The sequence below is a fragment of the Pelomonas nitida genome (assembly GCF_043555975.1).
In the GTDB taxonomy this organism is placed as follows: domain Bacteria; phylum Pseudomonadota; class Gammaproteobacteria; order Burkholderiales; family Burkholderiaceae_C; genus Pelomonas; species Pelomonas nitida.
In genome coordinates, this window is record NZ_JBIGIA010000007.1 from 24,713 (window position 1) to 40,298 (window position 15,586).

General features: G+C 68.8%; 17 protein-coding genes. 13 read left to right on the plus strand and 4 right to left on the minus strand.

The annotated features are described in order from the left end of the window. Positions 1-382: 382 nt before the first annotated feature. Complete coding sequence (locus ACG00X_RS10480; protein ID WP_394488092.1) at positions 383-1,588, minus strand: lysozyme inhibitor LprI family protein; 1,206 nt, start codon at positions 1,586-1,588, stop codon at positions 383-385. A 267-nt stretch (positions 1,589-1,855) separates the two neighbouring features. Between ACG00X_RS10480 and ACG00X_RS10485 the strand changes: the two genes are divergently transcribed. From ACG00X_RS10485 to ACG00X_RS10510, 6 genes are all read left to right on the plus strand, one after another. Further along, positions 1,856-2,767, plus strand: coding sequence for an N-acetylmuramoyl-L-alanine amidase (locus ACG00X_RS10485; RefSeq protein ID WP_394488093.1), 912 nt, complete (start codon positions 1,856-1,858; stop codon positions 2,765-2,767). Then, positions 2,767-3,780, plus strand: coding sequence for an ABC transporter permease (locus ACG00X_RS10490; RefSeq protein WP_394488094.1), 1,014 nt, complete (start codon positions 2,767-2,769; stop codon positions 3,778-3,780). The genes ACG00X_RS10485 and ACG00X_RS10490 overlap by 1 nt, the downstream gene beginning before the upstream one ends. Then, on the plus strand, positions 3,780-4,247 hold the full coding sequence (locus tag ACG00X_RS10495) for a hypothetical protein (RefSeq protein ID WP_394488095.1): 468 nt from the start codon (positions 3,780-3,782) through the stop codon (positions 4,245-4,247). Before ACG00X_RS10490 ends, ACG00X_RS10495 begins: the two co-directional genes overlap by 1 nt. Beyond that, positions 4,244-5,143: an ABC transporter permease subunit gene (locus ACG00X_RS10500; protein ID WP_394488096.1), complete on the plus strand. Its 900-nt coding sequence runs from the start codon at positions 4,244-4,246 to the stop codon at positions 5,141-5,143. Before ACG00X_RS10495 ends, ACG00X_RS10500 begins: the two co-directional genes overlap by 4 nt. A gap of 631 nt (positions 5,144-5,774) precedes the next feature. Then, positions 5,775-6,728, plus strand: a complete 954-nt coding sequence (locus tag ACG00X_RS10505; RefSeq protein WP_394488098.1) for an ABC transporter ATP-binding protein — start codon at positions 5,775-5,777, stop codon at positions 6,726-6,728. After that, on the plus strand, positions 6,725-7,675 hold the full coding sequence (locus tag ACG00X_RS10510; protein WP_394488099.1) for a peptide ABC transporter ATP-binding protein: 951 nt from the start codon (positions 6,725-6,727) through the stop codon (positions 7,673-7,675). Before ACG00X_RS10505 ends, ACG00X_RS10510 begins: the two co-directional genes overlap by 4 nt. Positions 7,676-7,690: 15 nt before the next feature. On the opposite strand, the gene ACG00X_RS10515 is transcribed toward ACG00X_RS10510, so the two are convergent. The 3 genes from ACG00X_RS10515 to ACG00X_RS10525 all read right to left on the minus strand — a co-directional run bounded on the left by ACG00X_RS10515 (position 7,691) and on the right by ACG00X_RS10525 (position 9,910). Next, the gene (locus tag ACG00X_RS10515; protein WP_394488100.1) at positions 7,691-7,945 is read right to left on the minus strand and encodes a glycine zipper domain-containing protein; all 255 of its coding nucleotides are present in this window, start codon (positions 7,943-7,945) and stop codon (positions 7,691-7,693) included. A gap of 160 nt (positions 7,946-8,105) precedes the next feature. Further along, a complete protein-coding gene (locus tag ACG00X_RS10520) occupies positions 8,106-8,438 on the minus strand; it encodes a PsiF family protein (protein WP_394488101.1) in 333 nt (110 codons plus the stop codon). A gap of 113 nt (positions 8,439-8,551) precedes the next feature. Then, positions 8,552-9,910: a serine/threonine-protein kinase gene (locus ACG00X_RS10525; RefSeq protein WP_394488102.1), complete on the minus strand. Its 1,359-nt coding sequence runs from the start codon at positions 9,908-9,910 to the stop codon at positions 8,552-8,554. A gap of 31 nt (positions 9,911-9,941) precedes the next feature. On the opposite strand from ACG00X_RS10525, the gene ACG00X_RS10530 reads away from it, so the two are divergent. Genes ACG00X_RS10530 through lptB form a run of 7 tightly spaced genes read left to right on the plus strand, consistent with a single transcriptional unit; the run spans position 9,942 to position 15,548 of the window. Further along, positions 9,942-10,346: a VOC family protein gene (locus ACG00X_RS10530; RefSeq protein WP_394488103.1), complete on the plus strand. Its 405-nt coding sequence runs from the start codon at positions 9,942-9,944 to the stop codon at positions 10,344-10,346. 54 nt (positions 10,347-10,400) lie between these two features. Next, entirely contained in the window at positions 10,401-12,110 is a 1,710-nt protein-coding gene (argS, locus tag ACG00X_RS10535; protein ID WP_394488104.1) for an arginine--tRNA ligase, read from the plus strand. Continuing rightward, the gene (locus ACG00X_RS10540; RefSeq protein ID WP_394488105.1) at positions 12,107-12,775 is read left to right on the plus strand and encodes an SPOR domain-containing protein; all 669 of its coding nucleotides are present in this window, start codon (positions 12,107-12,109) and stop codon (positions 12,773-12,775) included. Before argS ends, ACG00X_RS10540 begins: the two co-directional genes overlap by 4 nt. A 24-nt stretch (positions 12,776-12,799) precedes the next feature. Further along, on the plus strand, positions 12,800-13,465 hold the full coding sequence (locus ACG00X_RS10545) for a thiol:disulfide interchange protein DsbA/DsbL (RefSeq protein WP_394488106.1): 666 nt from the start codon (positions 12,800-12,802) through the stop codon (positions 13,463-13,465). 2 nt (positions 13,466-13,467) lie between these two features. Next, a complete protein-coding gene (locus ACG00X_RS10550; RefSeq protein ID WP_394488107.1) occupies positions 13,468-14,124 on the plus strand; it encodes a thiol:disulfide interchange protein DsbA/DsbL in 657 nt (218 codons plus the stop codon). Between the two features lie 45 nt (positions 14,125-14,169). Continuing rightward, positions 14,170-14,772, plus strand: a complete 603-nt coding sequence (gene lptA, locus ACG00X_RS10555; protein ID WP_394488108.1) for a lipopolysaccharide transport periplasmic protein LptA — start codon at positions 14,170-14,172, stop codon at positions 14,770-14,772. Continuing rightward, positions 14,772-15,548, plus strand: a complete 777-nt coding sequence (lptB, locus tag ACG00X_RS10560; RefSeq protein WP_394488109.1) for an LPS export ABC transporter ATP-binding protein — start codon at positions 14,772-14,774, stop codon at positions 15,546-15,548. The genes lptA and lptB overlap by 1 nt, the downstream gene beginning before the upstream one ends. The last annotated feature ends 38 nt before the right edge of the window (positions 15,549-15,586 follow it).

Sequence of the window (15,586 nt, forward strand, 5' to 3'; positions counted from 1 at the left end):
GGGCATGCAGCGCTGCTCACCGAAGTGGTGAACCCCGCCGCAAACGCAAGGCGTTCATGCGGCTAGCGTTTCGATGCGTAGCGAGCGGTCAACTGCCGGATCTAGCCCGGATACTTCGCGAGGTACGCGGGAATTGCGTGGATGCCAGGCGCCGGGGGATGCGCCGAGACGGCCGCAGCCAATGCCCGTAGGCATTGGCGAGAAGTTGAGGTGCAGCCCACAAGCCTGGCGCCGCGCAAGCCCGCGTAGGCCCGTGAAGCCAAAGTGGATATCGCGTTGAACGGCGAGATCGCCGTGTTCATCGGTGTTGCAGGTCGGCACGGGCCGGCCTCGCGAAATATCCGGGCTAGGCTCAGCCTTGGCGCCGCCGTGGCGGGATGACTCAGCCGCCAAAGCACTCCTCGGCGACGAAGTGCGCCAGCTCCTCGACGCTGGCCTTGGGCCGGCCGAGCACGCGCAGGCCGAAGTGCCCGATCATGTCGTCGTTGCACACCAGCACCAGCCGCTTGGCCGGCGCGGCGCGCTGCTCGCAGACGCCGCCATAGCTGTGATTGCCGTGCGCCGTGCCGACCGGCAGGTCCACCACCAGCGCGCAAGCGTCCAGCGCCGCCATCTGGCGCGCGGCCAGTGCCTGGTTGAACGAGGCGAGGCGCTCACCGGCGTCTTTCTGCCTCACCACGGTGTAGCGCTGGCCACGGTAGACCATGTCGCCAAACTGGAAACCGGCCTTGGCCAGTGACGCCGGGTCTTGCGGACGGCCGGACACGGGCACCCAGTTCAGCAAGGTGGCGGACTGCACCTGGTAAGCCAAAACGAGGCAGGCCTTGGGCTCGGCCGCGCGTTCGCAATCGGCATCGCGTTCTCGCAGCCACCATTGCTGCAACGCCGTCAACTGCCGCCGTGACGGCAAATCGTCCAGCGCCACGAGGCCGCCCTTGAAGTCGTCGGCGAGCTTCAAGTCCAGCGCGGCCAGCTCGGCGTCACTGCACAGCAGGTGCTCGATGCGCGTCCTGGCCCGCGCGCAATCGAAGCTCGGGCCACCGCTTTGCGGCGTGAAGCGCTGGGGCGGCGTGAACGCGGCCACGGGCAGCGGCCGCCGTGTGCCGCTGGCATCCGTGAACTCCACGGCCGTGGGAGAGGCCTTGACCTCCTCCAGCCATCTGACGATGGCCTGCCGCGCCGCGTCCGGCACATCACCGCGGATCGCCTTGGCGTCCAGCATCAGCCGGCCCGTGTTGTCGGGGTAGCTGCCGTCGAAGATGGCTCCGAGCCCCACGCCCTGTGCCGTATCCAGCCAGAGCAAGCCCTTGCGCAGGCAGTCGTGCGGGACGCAGGCGCTGGCCGAGAAATAACGGTTCTCCTGCACGACGACCGGGCCGGGCGGCCCGCCCAGCGCGAGTGCCAGTTCGCCGGCGAAGGGCTGGCGCGCAATGGCCTCGATCAACGGCTGCGTGCGCTTGTCCCACCGGAAGCGGTTGGTGGAGTCATCCCGGTAGTCCAGCGGCCAGGTCACGCCGGCGGCGTGCGCGGCCCCGGCCGTGGCGATGGTGAGGGACAAGGTCAACCAGCAAGCGGGCAGAAAACGCATGGGGTGTGGCGATCCAGGTGATGCAGAGGCGGGCTCGACCGTGGCCATCGAGCGCGAATGGCGGTGCATCTTCGGCGAGAAGCGCCGCCGCCGGCGCCGTCGGGCGCGGAAGGAATCTTCCGCGCGGCCTGAACCCATGTCCGGCGCGCCGCCCATGGCCTGAACTCATACCCGCATGGCAGTTCGACATGCCCCCTGCGGCTCACCCCTGGGGTCGGAGACCCGTGTGCGCTGCAACAATCGGCGCTCGGCCACGCCTGCCCACGCATGAAGTCCACCGCCCTCCTCACCACCGTCCTTGCGCTGCTGCTGAGCGCCTGCGCCAGCCTGCCCACGCCGCCCCAGGCCCCGGGCTCGACACCGCACGGCGCCGCTGCCACGGCACCCGGCGTGCGCGCGCCCCGCATCGACCGCAGCTACACCTCGCAGAACCAGGACAGCCGCGCGCTCTACATCGTGCTGCACTACACCGTCATCGACTGGGAGAAGTCGCTGAAGGTGCTGACGACCGGCGGCCAGGTGTCGGCGCATTACCTGGTGCGCGACAACCCGGTGGCCAGCTATGCGCTGGTGGACGAGAACCGCCGCGCCTGGCATGCCGGCGCGAGCTTCTGGGCTGGCAACACCAACCTGAACTCGGCCTCCATCGGCATCGAGATTGTCAACGCCGGCTTCGTCGACACGCCGGCCGGCCGCGTCTACGCGCCGTTCCCGCAGGCGCAGATCGACGAAGTCATCGCCCTGGTGCGCGACATCCAGAAGCGCCATCAGGTGCGGCCCGAACGCATCATCGGCCACGCCGACATCGCCCCCGGCCGCAAGCAGGACCCCGGGCCGCTGTTCCCGTGGCGGCAACTGGCCGACGCCGGCCTCATTCCCTGGCCCGACGGCCCGCTGGTGATGGTGAAGACGCTGGAGCATGAGGTCGCGCCCCGTGACGCGGCCTGGCTGCAGGAGCGGCTGGCGCGCATCGGCTACAACGTGTCGCGCTCGGGCCAGATGGATGCGATGACCAAGGACGTCGTCTCCACCTTCCAGATGAAGTACCGGCCGAGCGACATCTCCGGCACCGTCGACGCCGAGACGGCCGCGCTGATCGACGTGGCGTCCACGCCCGGCGCGATGCGCGTGGCCGGCGCGGGCGACACCGAGACCCGCCCCTACACCTCGCGCTGGTGATGCTGGGCTTCGTGCTCAAGCGCCTGGCCACGCTGGTGCCGACACTGATCGGCATCACGCTGGTGGCGTTCGGGCTGATCCGGCTGGTGCCTGGCGACCCCATCGAGGTCATGATGGGCGAGCGCCGGCTCGACCCCGAAGCGCACGCCGCGCTCGTCAAGCGCCTGGGGCTGGACCAGCCGCTGCCCGTGCAGTACGCCGACTACGTGACCCGGCTGCTGCACGGCGACCTGGGCCAGAGCCTGGTCAGCCGCGAGCCGGTCAGCCATGAATTCGCGGCGCTGTTCCCGGCGACCGTCGAGCTGGCCGCCGCGGCGCTGCTGTTCGCCGTCGGCTTCGGCCTGCTGCTCGGCGTGAGCGCCGGGCTCAGGCGCGGCTCGCTGCTGGACCAGGGCGTCATGGGCGTGGCCACCGTCGGCTACTCGATGCCGGTGTTCTGGTGGGGGCTGATCCTCATCATGTTCTTCTCGGTGCAACTGGGCTGGACGCCGGTGAGCGGCCGCATCGGCATCGAGTACGACATCGAGCGCATCAGCGGCTTCATGCTCATCGACGCAGCGCTGAGCGACGAGGAAGGCGCGTTCACCTCGGCGCTGCTGCACCTGGTGCTGCCGGCGCTGGTGCTGGGCACCAGCACGCTGGCCGTGGTGGCGCGCATGACGCGCTCGTCGATGCTGGAAGTGCTGCGCGAGGACTACGTGCGCACCGCGCGGGCCAAGGGCTTGTCACCGACGCGCGTGGTCGTCGTGCACGCGCTGCGCAACGCGCTGATCCCGGTGCTGACGGTGGTGGGCCTGCAGACCGGCAGCCTGCTCGCCGGCGCCGTGCTGACCGAAACCATCTTCTCGTGGCCCGGCATCGGCAAATGGCTGATCGACTCGATCGCCCGGCGCGACTATCCCGTCGTGCAGGCGGGCATCCTGATCTCGGCGCTGACCTTCATCGGGGTGAACCTGGTGGTGGATGTGCTGTACGGCGTCGTGAATCCGCGGATTCGGGGAGGGGGGCATTGATGATCCAGCGGTTGCGTTCCTGGTCCGAGTTTTGGTGGGGCATCGGATTCGCGTGCTTGTTGGCCCTTCCCATGCTTTATGGCTTTGATGCATGGAAGTTGGCATCGCTCGGCGATGCACCCATCGACCGCTCCAGCGGCTTCGTCGCTACTCTGCGATGGGAAAAGAGGAACTACGTGCTGGAGACGGCCGGCGGCAATCGCATCGAATGCCCAAGAGACTTTTGCAGCTATCCCGATGTTGCGGCTGACCTAGGCACCCGTCGGACTTACTACATGAACGGTGGTCGTCTGATCGGCGTGGAGCGAGGGGACCAACTGGTCGATCTGCGCCACGGAATCCGGGCGGCCCTGCACCGCAGGTTGTGGTGGGCTGCGGCAATCACCGCACTGTCACTGCCTTGCTTCTGGGCCGCACTCAGGGCCCGCAAGCAGCAGTCCTTGGAGCCGATGAGGTCAAGCGCTTGAATTCGAGTTCCTCCGCTCTCGCCATCGACCCGCCGAGCCCGCTGCGCGAGTTCTGGCTCGGCTTCACCGCCAACCGTGGCGCCTTTGTCGCGCTGATCGTCTTCGCATTGATCGCGCTGGCGTCCCTGTTCGCCCCGCTGATCGCGCCTCACGACCCCATCGAGCAGTACCGCGACTTCATGCTGGCGCCGCCCGTCTGGATGGAGGGCGGCAGCACGCGCTTCCTGCTGGGCACCGATGAGCTGGGCCGCGACATGCTCTCCCGCTTGCTGCATGGTGGCCGCGTGTCGCTGGGCATCGGTCTCGCAGCCGTGACCCTGTCGCTGCTGCCGGGCGTGCTGCTGGGGCTGCTCGCCGCGTTCTTCGAGCGTTGGCTGTCGCCGGCCATCATGCGCATGATGGACATCGTGCTGGCGCTGCCGTCGCTGCTGCTGGCCATCTGCGTGATCACCATCCTGGGCCCGGGCCTGGTCAACACCATCATCGCCATCGCCATCGGCGCGCTGCCGGGCTATGTGCGGCTGACGCGTGCCGCGGCGCTGGCCGAAATCGGCCGCGACTACGTGACGGCCAGCCGCGTGGCCGGCGCGAGCGTGTGGCGGCTGATGTTCATCACCGTGCTGCCCAACTGCCTGGCGCCGTTGATCGTCAACGCGACGCTGTCGTTCTCATCGGCGATTCTGGAGACGGCGGGGCTGGGCTTTCTGGGCTTGGGCGTGCAGGCGCCCGTGGCCGAGTGGGGCACGATGCTGTCGTCGGCCCGCGACTACATCGCGCGGGCGTCGTGGGTGGTGACGTTGCCGGGGCTGACGATTCTGGTGACGGTGCTGGCGATCAATCTGATGGGGGATGGGTTGCGGGATGCGCTGGATCCGAAGTTGAAGAAGGTGGCGTGATGGGTGGCTTGCTTCTTCGTTGCTTCGGGTGGGTGCCTGCCGCCGTGCCGGGAATTCGCCCCGGCGGGCGACCTACTTTCTTGCGCGCGCAAGAAAGTAGGCAAAGAAAGCGCCCCTGCAAAACCGCCCCTGCGGGGTGCCCTGCGATGCTCGGAAACCCAGGCCCGCGCAAAACTCCCTGCGTTCGCTGCGCTCACTGCGGTCAGACAGTTGCGCGGAGTCAGTTCTTGAAGCGCGCTGCGCGCGCGCCTGGGTCTCCTGCGCTTCTCGGCGGTTTAGAAGGGGAAGCCCCGAAACAGCCGAACAGCCAACAGCCAAATGCCAAGCCCGACAGCCGACTGGCGCCGGCTGTTCTTCACCCCCCCTTTGAGCCCGCCGAGGAGCACAGGGCCTTGAGGCCGCGAGCGCAGCGAGCCTCAAGCTCTGACTCCGCGCAACTGTCTGAGCGCAGCGTAGCGAAGCGAGTTTTGCGCGGGACCTCAAGGACCGAGCACCGCAGGGAACCCGAAGCGAAGCGCAGGGCGGGCGGATCGGGGGCGCTTTCTTTGCCTACTTTCTTGCGCGTGCAAGAAAGTAGGTCGCCCGCCGGGGCGAACTCCCGGCTGGGCCTGGCCATCAACCCACAACAACGATGAGCCTCCTCCACATCCAAAACCTGCGCGTCCAGTTCGGCCAATTCCCCGCCGTCGACGGCATCGACCTGCAGTTGAACCCTGGCGAGCTGCTGGGCATCGTCGGCGAATCCGGCTCCGGCAAGTCGGTGACCATGCTCGCGTTGATGGGCCTCATCGATGCGCTCGGCAAGGTCACGGCCGACGCCATCGAATTCCAGGGCCGCGACCTGCTGAAGCTCAACGCCCGCGAACGCCGCGCGCTGATCGGCCGCGACGTGGCCATGGTGTTCCAGGACGCGCTGACCAGCCTCAACCCCAGCTACACCGTCGGCGCGCAAATCGCCGAAGTGCTCAAGGCTCACCTCAACCTCAGCGGCAGGGCGGCCAGGCAGCGCGTCATCGAGTTGCTGGAGCAGGTCGAGATTCCCGACGCCGCCAATCGCGCCAACGCCTACCCGCACCAGCTGTCGGGTGGCATGAACCAGCGCGTCATGATCGCCATGGCCATCGCCTGCGGCCCGAAGCTGCTCATCGCCGACGAGCCGACCACGGCACTGGACGTGACCATCCAGGCCCAGATCATGACGCTGCTGCTCAAGCTGCAACGCGAGCAGGGCATGGGGCTCATCATGATCACGCACGACCTCGCCGTCGTCGCGGAAATGGCCCAGCCCGGGTCGAACAAGGTCGCCGTCATGTACGCCGGCCAGATCGTCGAGACCGGCCCCGTGCCCGGGTTGTTCGACGCCCCGCGCCACCCGTACACGCAGGCATTGCTCGCCGCGATCCCCGAGCACAACCGCGGCGCCCGGCGCCTGCACGCGCTGCCCGGCATCGTGCCCGGTGCGCTGGACCGGCCCGTCGGCTGCCTGCTGTCGCCGCGCTGCCCGCGCGTGCAGCCGCGCTGCGTAGCCGAGCGGCCGGCGCTCGACAACGGCGTGCGCTGTTTCTACCCCGTCGAGGCCGCATGACCGAACGCCTCCTCGAAGCCGCCGACCTGACCAGGCACTACGCCGTCAGCCGCGGCCTGTTCAAGCCCAAGGCGACCGTGAAGGCGCTCAACGGTGTGAGCTTCACGCTCAGCGCCCGCAAGACGCTGGCCGTCGTCGGCGAGTCGGGCTGCGGCAAGAGCACGCTGGCGCGCCAGCTGACGCTGATCGAGCCGCCTACACGGGGCACGCTGAAGATCCGCGGCGTCGACGCCGCCACGGCCGACGTGAAGGCGCTGCGCCGCGACGTGCAGATGGTGTTCCAGAACCCGTTCGCGTCGCTGAACCCGCGCAAGACCATCGCGTCGACGCTGGCCGAACCGCTGCTCATCAACACACGCCTGAGCGCCGCCGAGCGCCGCGAGCGTGTCGAGGCGCTGGCCACGCAGGTGGGCCTGCGGCCCGAGCATCTGCGCCGTTATCCGCACATGTTCTCGGGCGGCCAGCGCCAGCGCATCGCCATCGCGCGGGCCATGATCCTGAAGCCCGGCATCGTCGTCGCGGACGAACCCGTCAGCGCGCTGGATGTCTCCATCCAGGCCCAGATCCTGAATCTGTTCATGGACCTGCAGGACGAGTTCGGCACGGGCTATGTGTTCATCTCGCACAACCTGTCGGTCGTGGAGCACGTGGCCGACGAGGTCATGGTGATGTACCTCGGCGCCGCCGTGGAGATGGGCGACAAGCGCACCCTGTTCGCCGCACCGCTGCACCCCTACACGCGCGCGCTGATGAGCGCCACACCGGCACTGCACCCGGCGCAGCGCCGCGAGCGCATCGTCATCCACGGCGAGCTGCCGAGCCCGCTGAACCCGCCGACGGGTTGCGCCTTCCACAAGCGCTGCCCGCTGGCCACGCCGCGTTGCAGCGAGGAAGCACCCTTGCTGCGCAGCGTGGACGGCAGGCAGGTGGCCTGCCACGTGGTCTGACGGCGGGCCGGCCGCTCAGCGGTCGCGCTTCTTCGAGACTTCGTTGCCGACGACGCCACCCGCTGCGGCGCCGATCGCGGCCCCGGCGGTGGTGCCCGTGACGACGCCGCCGATGACGGCGCCCGTGGTGGCGCCGACGACCGTGCTCGTCTCACGCGACGACATGCCGGCGCAGGCGGTCAGCGCGAGCGTGGCGGCAGCGGCCGTGGAGATCAGCGCAACGCGCCAGTAGACGGAGGCAGACGGGGTGGGGGCGGTGAAGCTGTTCATGATCGGGTCCTGGGTCAAGGAGTTGTCATGGCCTCAATGTCCGCCAGACGGCAGGGCCGCGGGGCCGGCCGGCGGCCCGGCGCCCTGTCGGACGACGCCGCAGCGTCGCGCCCGTAAAAAAGGCCACCCGTGGTGGCCTTGGATCAGCGGGCGCCAGGCCTCACTTCGGCGCCGAGGCGGCGTCCGCCATGCACTTCTTGATGTGGCTCTTGGCAGCGGCGCCGTGCAGCTTCTTGTCGGCAGCAGACTTTTCGCAGGCCGGGCTGGCGGCCGGCGCGGCAGCCGGGGCTGCCGAAGCTGCGTCGCCGCCCTTGGCGGACAGGCATTCCTTCATGAAGGCCTTGCGCTCGTCGCCCTTCTTGTCCGCAGCGTCCTTGTTGCAGGACGACATCTTGGACTGCTGCGCCGAGGGCGCCTTGTCGGCAGTCTTGTCGGCGGCCTGGGCGGTCAGCGCGGCCACGCCCAGGGCGATGGCGATCGAGAGGTGTTTCATCGGGAGACTCCTTGCTTGTGCAGGGGTGGATCGGGGCAGCTTTGATTCAAGCATGGCCGCATGGCCCCGCCAAGTCACCGGGCGTAACGGGTGGCTGCTCACCGGGCCGCCGCTCACAGGATGCGTCGCGGGTGGGCCAGCGCCTCGTGCGCGGCGTGCAGGCGGCGCACCAGCACGCGGATGAAGGCACGGTCAAAGAGATGCTGGCATTCGAAGGTCAGCTTGCCGAGGGTCTCGGGGTCGAAGCAGATGGTGGTGCATTCCTGCGTCACCTGGATGTCGGTGCTGTGCCTGCGCAGGTCGGGGTTGGGGGCCAGGTAGGCCATCTCGCCCACCGACGTGCCCTGCCCCAGCGTCGCGACCAGGTGCTTGTCGCGGAACACCTGCACCTCGCCGCGCGCGATGATGTGAAAGCTGCTGCCCTCCTGGCCGCGCTTGAAGAGGGCATGCCCCGGCGGATAGCGCCGCCAACGCGCACGCCGCACCACCTCCCACAGCTGCACATCGCCGAACTCGGCAAAGAACTCCAGCGCGCGCAGCATGTTGAAGCGCTCGGAGTCGCGCACCTCGTTCAGGCGGTTCATCGGCACCTGCTGGCCGGACACCAGGCCGGACAGCGCCTGCGCAAAACTGTCCCAATCCGCGAAGCGCTCGTGCGGCGCCTTGGCCAGCGCGCGCTGCACGACGGCGTCCAGCGCCTCGGTGACGCCCTCGCGCTGCCCGACGAGGGTCGGCGGCGCCTGGTGGTAGATCTGGTGCATCAGCGCCATCTGGTGCGGCGCATCGAAGGGCGCACGGCCGGCGATGAGGTGATAGACCACCGCGCCGAGCGCATAGATGTCGGCACGGCAGTCCACATCGCCGCCCTCGATCTGCTCGGGTGGCATGTAGGCCAGCGAACCCACGCGGTGAATCTGCGTGGCGTCGGCGTTCAGGTTCAGCACGGAGCCGAAATCGCTGACCTTGACGTCGACCACCTGGCCGGTCGCGTCCATCACGGCCAGCAGGTTGGCCGGCTTCACGTCGCGGTGGATGAGGCCTTGCCGATAGACATAGCCCAGCGCCATCGCGCACTTGAAGGCAGTCTCGACGATCTGATCCAGCGGCAGCAGCCGGTCGGGGCGGCAGTAGTGCTTCAGCGTGACACCGGGCACGTACTCCATGACGAGGTAGGGCGCGGTGTCCTCGGCCACGGCGTCCAGGATGGCGACGACGTTGGGGTGGTGCAGCCGGCCGGCCAGCGCGGCCTCGGCGCTGAAGAAGCGGCTGCTGAAATCGCTGGCCGGCGCATCCGCCAGCGGGGCCCAGCTGCGCATGCGCTTGATGGCCACTTCCTTGTGGCCAGGTTGCGCCTGGAACGGGTCAAGGGCCAGGAACACATCACTGGTCGCACCCTCGCCCAGGCGCTTGATCACCTGGTAGCGGCCGATATGGGACGGCAGATCGTCTGCGGGAACACTCACGCAGGGCATGATACGGGCCGGCCACGGAGGTCCATCCCCCTTGTTCTCCCACATCTTTGTCGCCACAAACGACTTCGAGCGAGCCCTTGCTTTCTACCGCCCCTTGCTGGCGGGCCTGGGCGTGGCGGAGCGCTTCTGCGACCCGGCCCACCCCTGGGCGGGCTGGCAGAGCACGCCGGGCCCCCGCCCGCTGCTGCTGCTGGGCCGGCCCTTCGACGGCGAGCACCAGCCCGGCAACGGCCAGATGGTGGCGCTGCTGGCCGCCACACGCGCGCAGGTGGACGCTGCCCACGCGACGGCGCTGGCCCACGGCGGCCGCTGCGACGGCCCGCCCGGCCTGCGCCCGCACTATCACCCTCACTACTACGGGGCCTATTTCCGCGACCCGGACGGCAACAAGCTCGCCGTGGCTTGCCACGACGCCGAACCGCCGGCCACCGAGTGAGTCGGCGCCACCCCTGGCCCGTGCGTTGAAGGGCCGCCTCCTAGAATCCCGCCCATGATCCAAGCCAAGCAGGCGCTGCTCGCCGCACTCGCCGACTCCCTCCAGGAAATCGCCCCCGGCTCGAACGCCGCGGCCGCCTTCGAATCGCCCAAGCAGGCCGCCCATGGCGACTTCGCCTGCACGGCCGCCATGCAGCTGGCCAAGCCGCTCAAGGCCAACCCGCGCGAGCTGGCCACCCGACTGATCGCCTCGCTGCAGGCCAAGCCCGCCTTCCAGCAATGGGTGCAGGCGCTGGAGATCGCCGGCCCCGGCTTCATCAACATCCGCCTCAAGCCCGAGGCCAAGCAGGCCGTCGTCGCCGAGGTGCTGGCCGCCGGCACCGCCTTCGGCCACCGCCCGGCCACCGGCAAGCACGTCATGGTGGAGTTCGTCTCCGCCAACCCGACCGGCCCGCTGCACGTGGGCCACGCCCGCCAGGCGGCACTGGGCGACGCCATCTGCTCGGTGTTCCAGAGCCAGGGCCACGACGTGACCCGCGAGTTCTATTACAACGACGCCGGCGTGCAGATCGCGACGCTGGCCAACTCCACGCAGATGCGCCTGAAGGGCTTCAAGCCCGGCGACGCCGAGTGGCCCGAGGCCGCCTACAACGGCGACTACATCCAGGACATCGCCGACGCCTTCCTGAAAAAGGAAACGGTGAAGGCCGACGACCGCGAGTTCACCGCCTCGGGCGACGTGAACGACCTGGCCAACATCCGCGAATTCGCCGTGGCCTATCTGCGCCACGAGCAGGACCTGGACCTGCAGGCCTTCGGCCTGAAGTTCGACAACTACTTCCTGGAGACCAGCGTCTACAAGGGCGGCCAGCTGGAGGCGGCGGTGCAACGCATCGTCGACGCCGGCAAGGCCTACGAGGAGGGCGGCGCGCTGTGGTTCAAGTCCACCGATTACGGGGACGACAAAGACCGCGTGATGCGCAAGAAGGAAGGCGGCTACACCTACTTCGTGCCCGACGTGGCCTACCACGTCAACAAGTTCGAGCGCGGCTACACGCAGTGCATCAACATCCAGGGCACCGACCACCACGGCACCATCGCCCGCGTGCGCGGCGGCCTGCAGGCGCAGAACCTGGGCATCCCGGCCGGCTTCCCGGACTACGTGCTACACAAGATGGTCACCGTCATGAAGAACGGCGAGGAGGTCAAGATCTCCAAGCGCGCCGGCTCCTACGTGACGCTGCGCGACCTGATCGACTGGACCAGCCGCGACGCGGTGCGCTTCTTCCTGATCAGCCGCAAGGCCGACACCGAGTTCGTCTTCGACGTCGACCTCGCGCTGAAGCAGAACGACGAGAACCCGGTGTTCTACGTGCAGTACGCCCACGCGCGCATCTGCTCCGTCATCCGCAAATGGGGCGGCGACCTGTCCAGCCCGGCCGACCTGAGCCTGCTGACCGCGCCGACCGAGGAGGCGCTGATGCTCAAGCTCGCCGCCTACCCCGACATGCTGGCCGGCGCCGCCGCCGGCATCGCCCCGCACGACGTGGCCTTCTACGCCCGCGACCTGGCCGGCGCCTACCACTCGTACTACGCCGCCGAACGCGTGCTGGACCAGGCGCCCGAGCTGAGCCGCGCTCGCGTCGCGCTGCTGGCCGCGACGCGCCAGGTGCTGGCCAACGCCTTGGGCATGCTGGGCGTCAGCGCCCCCGAGCAGATGAGCCGCGACATCGCTGAAACCACGGACACCCCGGAGACCGAATGAGTTCTGCATCCAAGAAGGGCAGCAAGGGCAGCCAGAAGGGCGGCTTCGTCCTGGGCATGATCGTCGGCCTGCTGATCGGCCTGGCCATCGCGCTGGGCGTGGCGCTCTACATCACCAAGGTGCCCATCCCCTTCGTGAACAAGGTGCCCCAGCGCACGGCCGAGCAGGACGCCGCCGAGGCCGAACGCAACCGCAACTGGGACCCGAACGCCCCGCTGGCCAGCAAGAACACGCGCAGCGCCAGCGGCGTCGTCAACGCACCGGCGGCGGCCGCGCCGGCCAGTGCCGCCGCCCCGGCGCCCACGGTCCCGCAGCCGCAGGCCCAACCGCCATCGCAGCAGGCCCAGCCCCCTCGCGCGGCGGCCTCCCGTGCCGAGCCCGCGCCGGCCGCAGCCTCTGCGGCAGCGCCCGCCACGGCCGGTGCCGATGCCTATGTCTACTTCGTGCAGGCCGGCGCCTTCGGGCGCCCGGAAGACGCCGAGGCGCAGAAGGCCAAGCTCGCCATCCAGGGCTTCACGGCCAAGGTCATGGAGCGCGAACAAGGCGGCCGCACCGTCTACCGCGTGCGTCTGGGGCCCACCGATACCCGCGATGCCGCCGAGGACCTGCAGCACAAGATTGAGGCCGCAGGCTTCGAGGCCAACCTCGTTCGTGTACAACGCTGATTCCACTGAAGGACACCTGACGCCATGAAGCGCCGCGATTTCTCCGCCCTGCTCGCCGCCACTCCGCTGGCCGGCGCCTCGGCCACCGCCCTCGCCCAAGGCGCGCCCGTCGAGGGCCGCCAGTTCACCGCGCTGTCGCAGGCGCTGCCCACCACACCGGCAGGCAAGATCGAAGTCATCGAGTTCTTCTGGTACGGCTGCCCGCACTGCTACGCCTTCGAGCCCGTCGTCGACCCCTGGGCCCGGCAGCTGGGCGCCGACGTCGCCTTCCGCAAGGTGCACGTGGCCTTCCGCGCCAACTGGCGCCCCCATCAGCGCATGTTTTTCGCGCTGGAGTCACTGGGCAAGGAAGCCCAGACGCGCCCGGCCATCTTCGTCGCGCTGCACCAGCAAAACGCCACGCTGGACGATGTGGCGAGCCAGGCCAAGTTCCTGAGCAGCCTGGGCGTCGACCCGGCCAAGTACACGGACGCCTACAACTCCTTCGGCGTGCAGACCAAGTGCGGCCAGGCCGACAAGCTGGTCGAAGGCTACCGGCTGGAAGGCGTGCCCACGCTGGCCATCAACGGCCGCTTCACGACGTCACCGGCCCAGGTCGGCGCCGGGCAGTCCATGTCCGAACATGAACTGGGCCTGCGCACGCTGAAGGTCGCCGATTTCCTCATCCAGCGCGCCCGCGCCAAGGCCTGATCATGAAACGTCGCGACGCCACGCTGGCGCTGGCCGCCACCTCGCTGATCGGCTCTGCCGCCCACGCCCAGGGTGGCCCCGTCGAGGGCCGCCACTACCAACGCCTGAGCCAGCCGCTGCCCGGCACGCCCGGCAAGGTGGAGGTCATCGAGTTCTTCTTCTACAAGTGCCCGCACTGCTTCGCGCTGGACCCGCTGCTCGAGACGTGGATCCACCAGCTGCCCGCCGACGTCAGCTTCCGCCGCGTGCCGGTGGGCGCGCCGGCCATGCTCAAGCTGCACGCGCGCATGTTCTACGCACTCGAAGCCATGGGCGCGCTGACCCCCACGGTGCACAGCGGCATCTTCAACGCCTTCCACCGCCTGGGCATGGACGCCACCGACGAAGCCGGCGTTGTGGCGCTGGTGGGCAAGCTGGGCGTGGACACGGCCAAGTTCAAGCAGGCCTTCGCGTCCTTCGGCGTGCAGGGCAAGCTGGCGCAAGGCCAGAAGCTGGCAGAACTCAGCGGCGCAGACAGCGTGCCGACGCTGGTCGTCGGCGGCCGTTACCGCACCGGCCCCGGCATGGGCACCGACCCGAACCAGAGCGAAGCCGCTCAGGGCCAGCAGGCCCTGGCCATCGCGGATTTCCTAATCAAATTGTCGCGTGGGAAAGGCTGATTTCCGGCACCACGCCCTAGAATGGTCAGCAACTTTCGTGCCGCCATGCCTCGCCATCTGATTCCACTCACCTTCGCGCTGGCCGCCACCTTCGCCCATGCGGAGAAGGGGGACCGGCTCAAGCCGTTGACACTGTCGTCCGAACGGGGCGGGTCGGTGGACAACGTCAATCAGGTGCGGGAGTTGGTCGGCAATGTCGTCATCACCCAGGGCAGCCTGCTGCTGCATGCCGAGAAGGTGGTGGTGCGCGAGACGCGTGAAGGCTACGTGCAGGCGCACGCCAGCGGGGTGGCCGGCCAACCGGTCGACTTCCGCCAGAGCCGCGACACCCCGGGCGAGGCGATCGAGGGCCAGGCCGAACAGGTCGAATACGACACCCGGACCGAAACGGTCCGCTTCATCGGCAATGCCCGCGTGCGCACCACCCGCGGCGCGGTGGTGCAGGAAGAAATGTCCGGCGCGGCCATCGTCTACAACAGCCGCACCGAAGTCGTCACGTTCGAAGGCGGCAACGGCTCCCCCAACCCCAACGGCCGCACCCGCATCGTCCGCATGCCGCCACCGCTGCCCGACGAGTCCGCCTCCGCCCCCACCGCGCCATTGCCGCTGAAGCCGTCGATCACGCTGCAGCCGGGCAAGCCTTCGTGATGGACAAGGTGTCCAGCATGCAACCGGCCGCCTGCGGCAGCCGGCTCGAAGCCCAAGGTCTGGCCAAAACCTACGGCGTGCGCAAGGTCGTCAAGAACGTGCACGTTCGCGTGGACTGCGGCGAGGTCGTGGGCCTGCTCGGCCCCAACGGCGCCGGCAAGACGACGAGCTTCTACATGATCGTCGGCCTGGTGCGCTCCGACGACGGCGTCATCCGCATCGACGGCGCCGAGGTGCAGCGCCTGCCCATCCATGCCCGCGCGCGGCTGGGTCTGAGCTATCTGCCGCAGGAAGCTTCCATCTTCCGCAAGCTGACCGTCGAAGAGAACATCCGCGCCGTGCTGGAACTGCAGCAGGACGACAAGGGTCGCGCGCTGCCCAAGGCGCGCATCAACGAGTTGTTGAACGACCTGCTGCGCGACCTGTCCATCGAGGGCCTGCGTGACAGCCCCGCGCCGGCGCTGTCCGGCGGCGAGCGGCGTCGCGTCGAGATCGCCCGCGCGCTGGCCACCCAACCGCGCTTCATCCTGCTCGACGAGCCCTTCGCGGGCGTGGACCCCATCGCCGTGCTGGAGATCCAGCGCATCATCGGCTTCCTGAAGGAGCGCGGCATCGGCGTGCTGATCACGGACCACAACGTCCGCGAGACGCTGGGCATCTGCGACCGCGCCTACATCATCAGCGAGGGCGCCGTGCTGGCCGAAGGCACGCCTGACGAGATCGTGGCCAACGCCGACGTGCGCAAGGTCTACCTCGGCGAAAACTTCAGGATGTGAGGATGGTGAGCCCCTCGCCCATCCTCGCGTCGCTGAAC

What these genes read in the sequence shown, in the direction of transcription:
- ACG00X_RS10480 (WP_394488092.1), bottom strand. Translation starts at nt 1,588, where the DNA reads ATGCGTTTTCTGCCCGCTTGCTGGTTGACCTTGTCCCTCACCATCGCC.
- ACG00X_RS10485 (WP_394488093.1), top strand. Translation starts at nt 1,856, where the DNA reads ATGAAGTCCACCGCCCTCCTCACCACCGTCCTTGCGCTGCTGCTGAGC.
- ACG00X_RS10490 (WP_394488094.1), top strand. Translation starts at nt 2,767, where the DNA reads ATGCTGGGCTTCGTGCTCAAGCGCCTGGCCACGCTGGTGCCGACACTG.
- ACG00X_RS10495 (WP_394488095.1), top strand. Translation starts at nt 3,780, where the DNA reads ATGATCCAGCGGTTGCGTTCCTGGTCCGAGTTTTGGTGGGGCATCGGA.
- ACG00X_RS10505 (WP_394488098.1), top strand. Translation starts at nt 5,775, where the DNA reads ATGAGCCTCCTCCACATCCAAAACCTGCGCGTCCAGTTCGGCCAATTC.
- ACG00X_RS10510 (WP_394488099.1), top strand. Translation starts at nt 6,725, where the DNA reads ATGACCGAACGCCTCCTCGAAGCCGCCGACCTGACCAGGCACTACGCC.
- ACG00X_RS10515 (WP_394488100.1), bottom strand. Translation starts at nt 7,945, where the DNA reads ATGAACAGCTTCACCGCCCCCACCCCGTCTGCCTCCGTCTACTGGCGC.
- ACG00X_RS10520 (WP_394488101.1), bottom strand. Translation starts at nt 8,438, where the DNA reads ATGAAACACCTCTCGATCGCCATCGCCCTGGGCGTGGCCGCGCTGACC.
- ACG00X_RS10525 (WP_394488102.1), bottom strand. Translation starts at nt 9,910, where the DNA reads ATGCCCTGCGTGAGTGTTCCCGCAGACGATCTGCCGTCCCATATCGGC.
- argS (WP_394488104.1), top strand. Translation starts at nt 10,401, where the DNA reads ATGATCCAAGCCAAGCAGGCGCTGCTCGCCGCACTCGCCGACTCCCTC.
- ACG00X_RS10540 (WP_394488105.1), top strand. Translation starts at nt 12,107, where the DNA reads ATGAGTTCTGCATCCAAGAAGGGCAGCAAGGGCAGCCAGAAGGGCGGC.
- ACG00X_RS10545 (WP_394488106.1), top strand. Translation starts at nt 12,800, where the DNA reads ATGAAGCGCCGCGATTTCTCCGCCCTGCTCGCCGCCACTCCGCTGGCC.
- ACG00X_RS10550 (WP_394488107.1), top strand. Translation starts at nt 13,468, where the DNA reads ATGAAACGTCGCGACGCCACGCTGGCGCTGGCCGCCACCTCGCTGATC.
- lptA (WP_394488108.1), top strand. Translation starts at nt 14,170, where the DNA reads ATGCCTCGCCATCTGATTCCACTCACCTTCGCGCTGGCCGCCACCTTC.
- lptB (WP_394488109.1), top strand. Translation starts at nt 14,772, where the DNA reads ATGGACAAGGTGTCCAGCATGCAACCGGCCGCCTGCGGCAGCCGGCTC.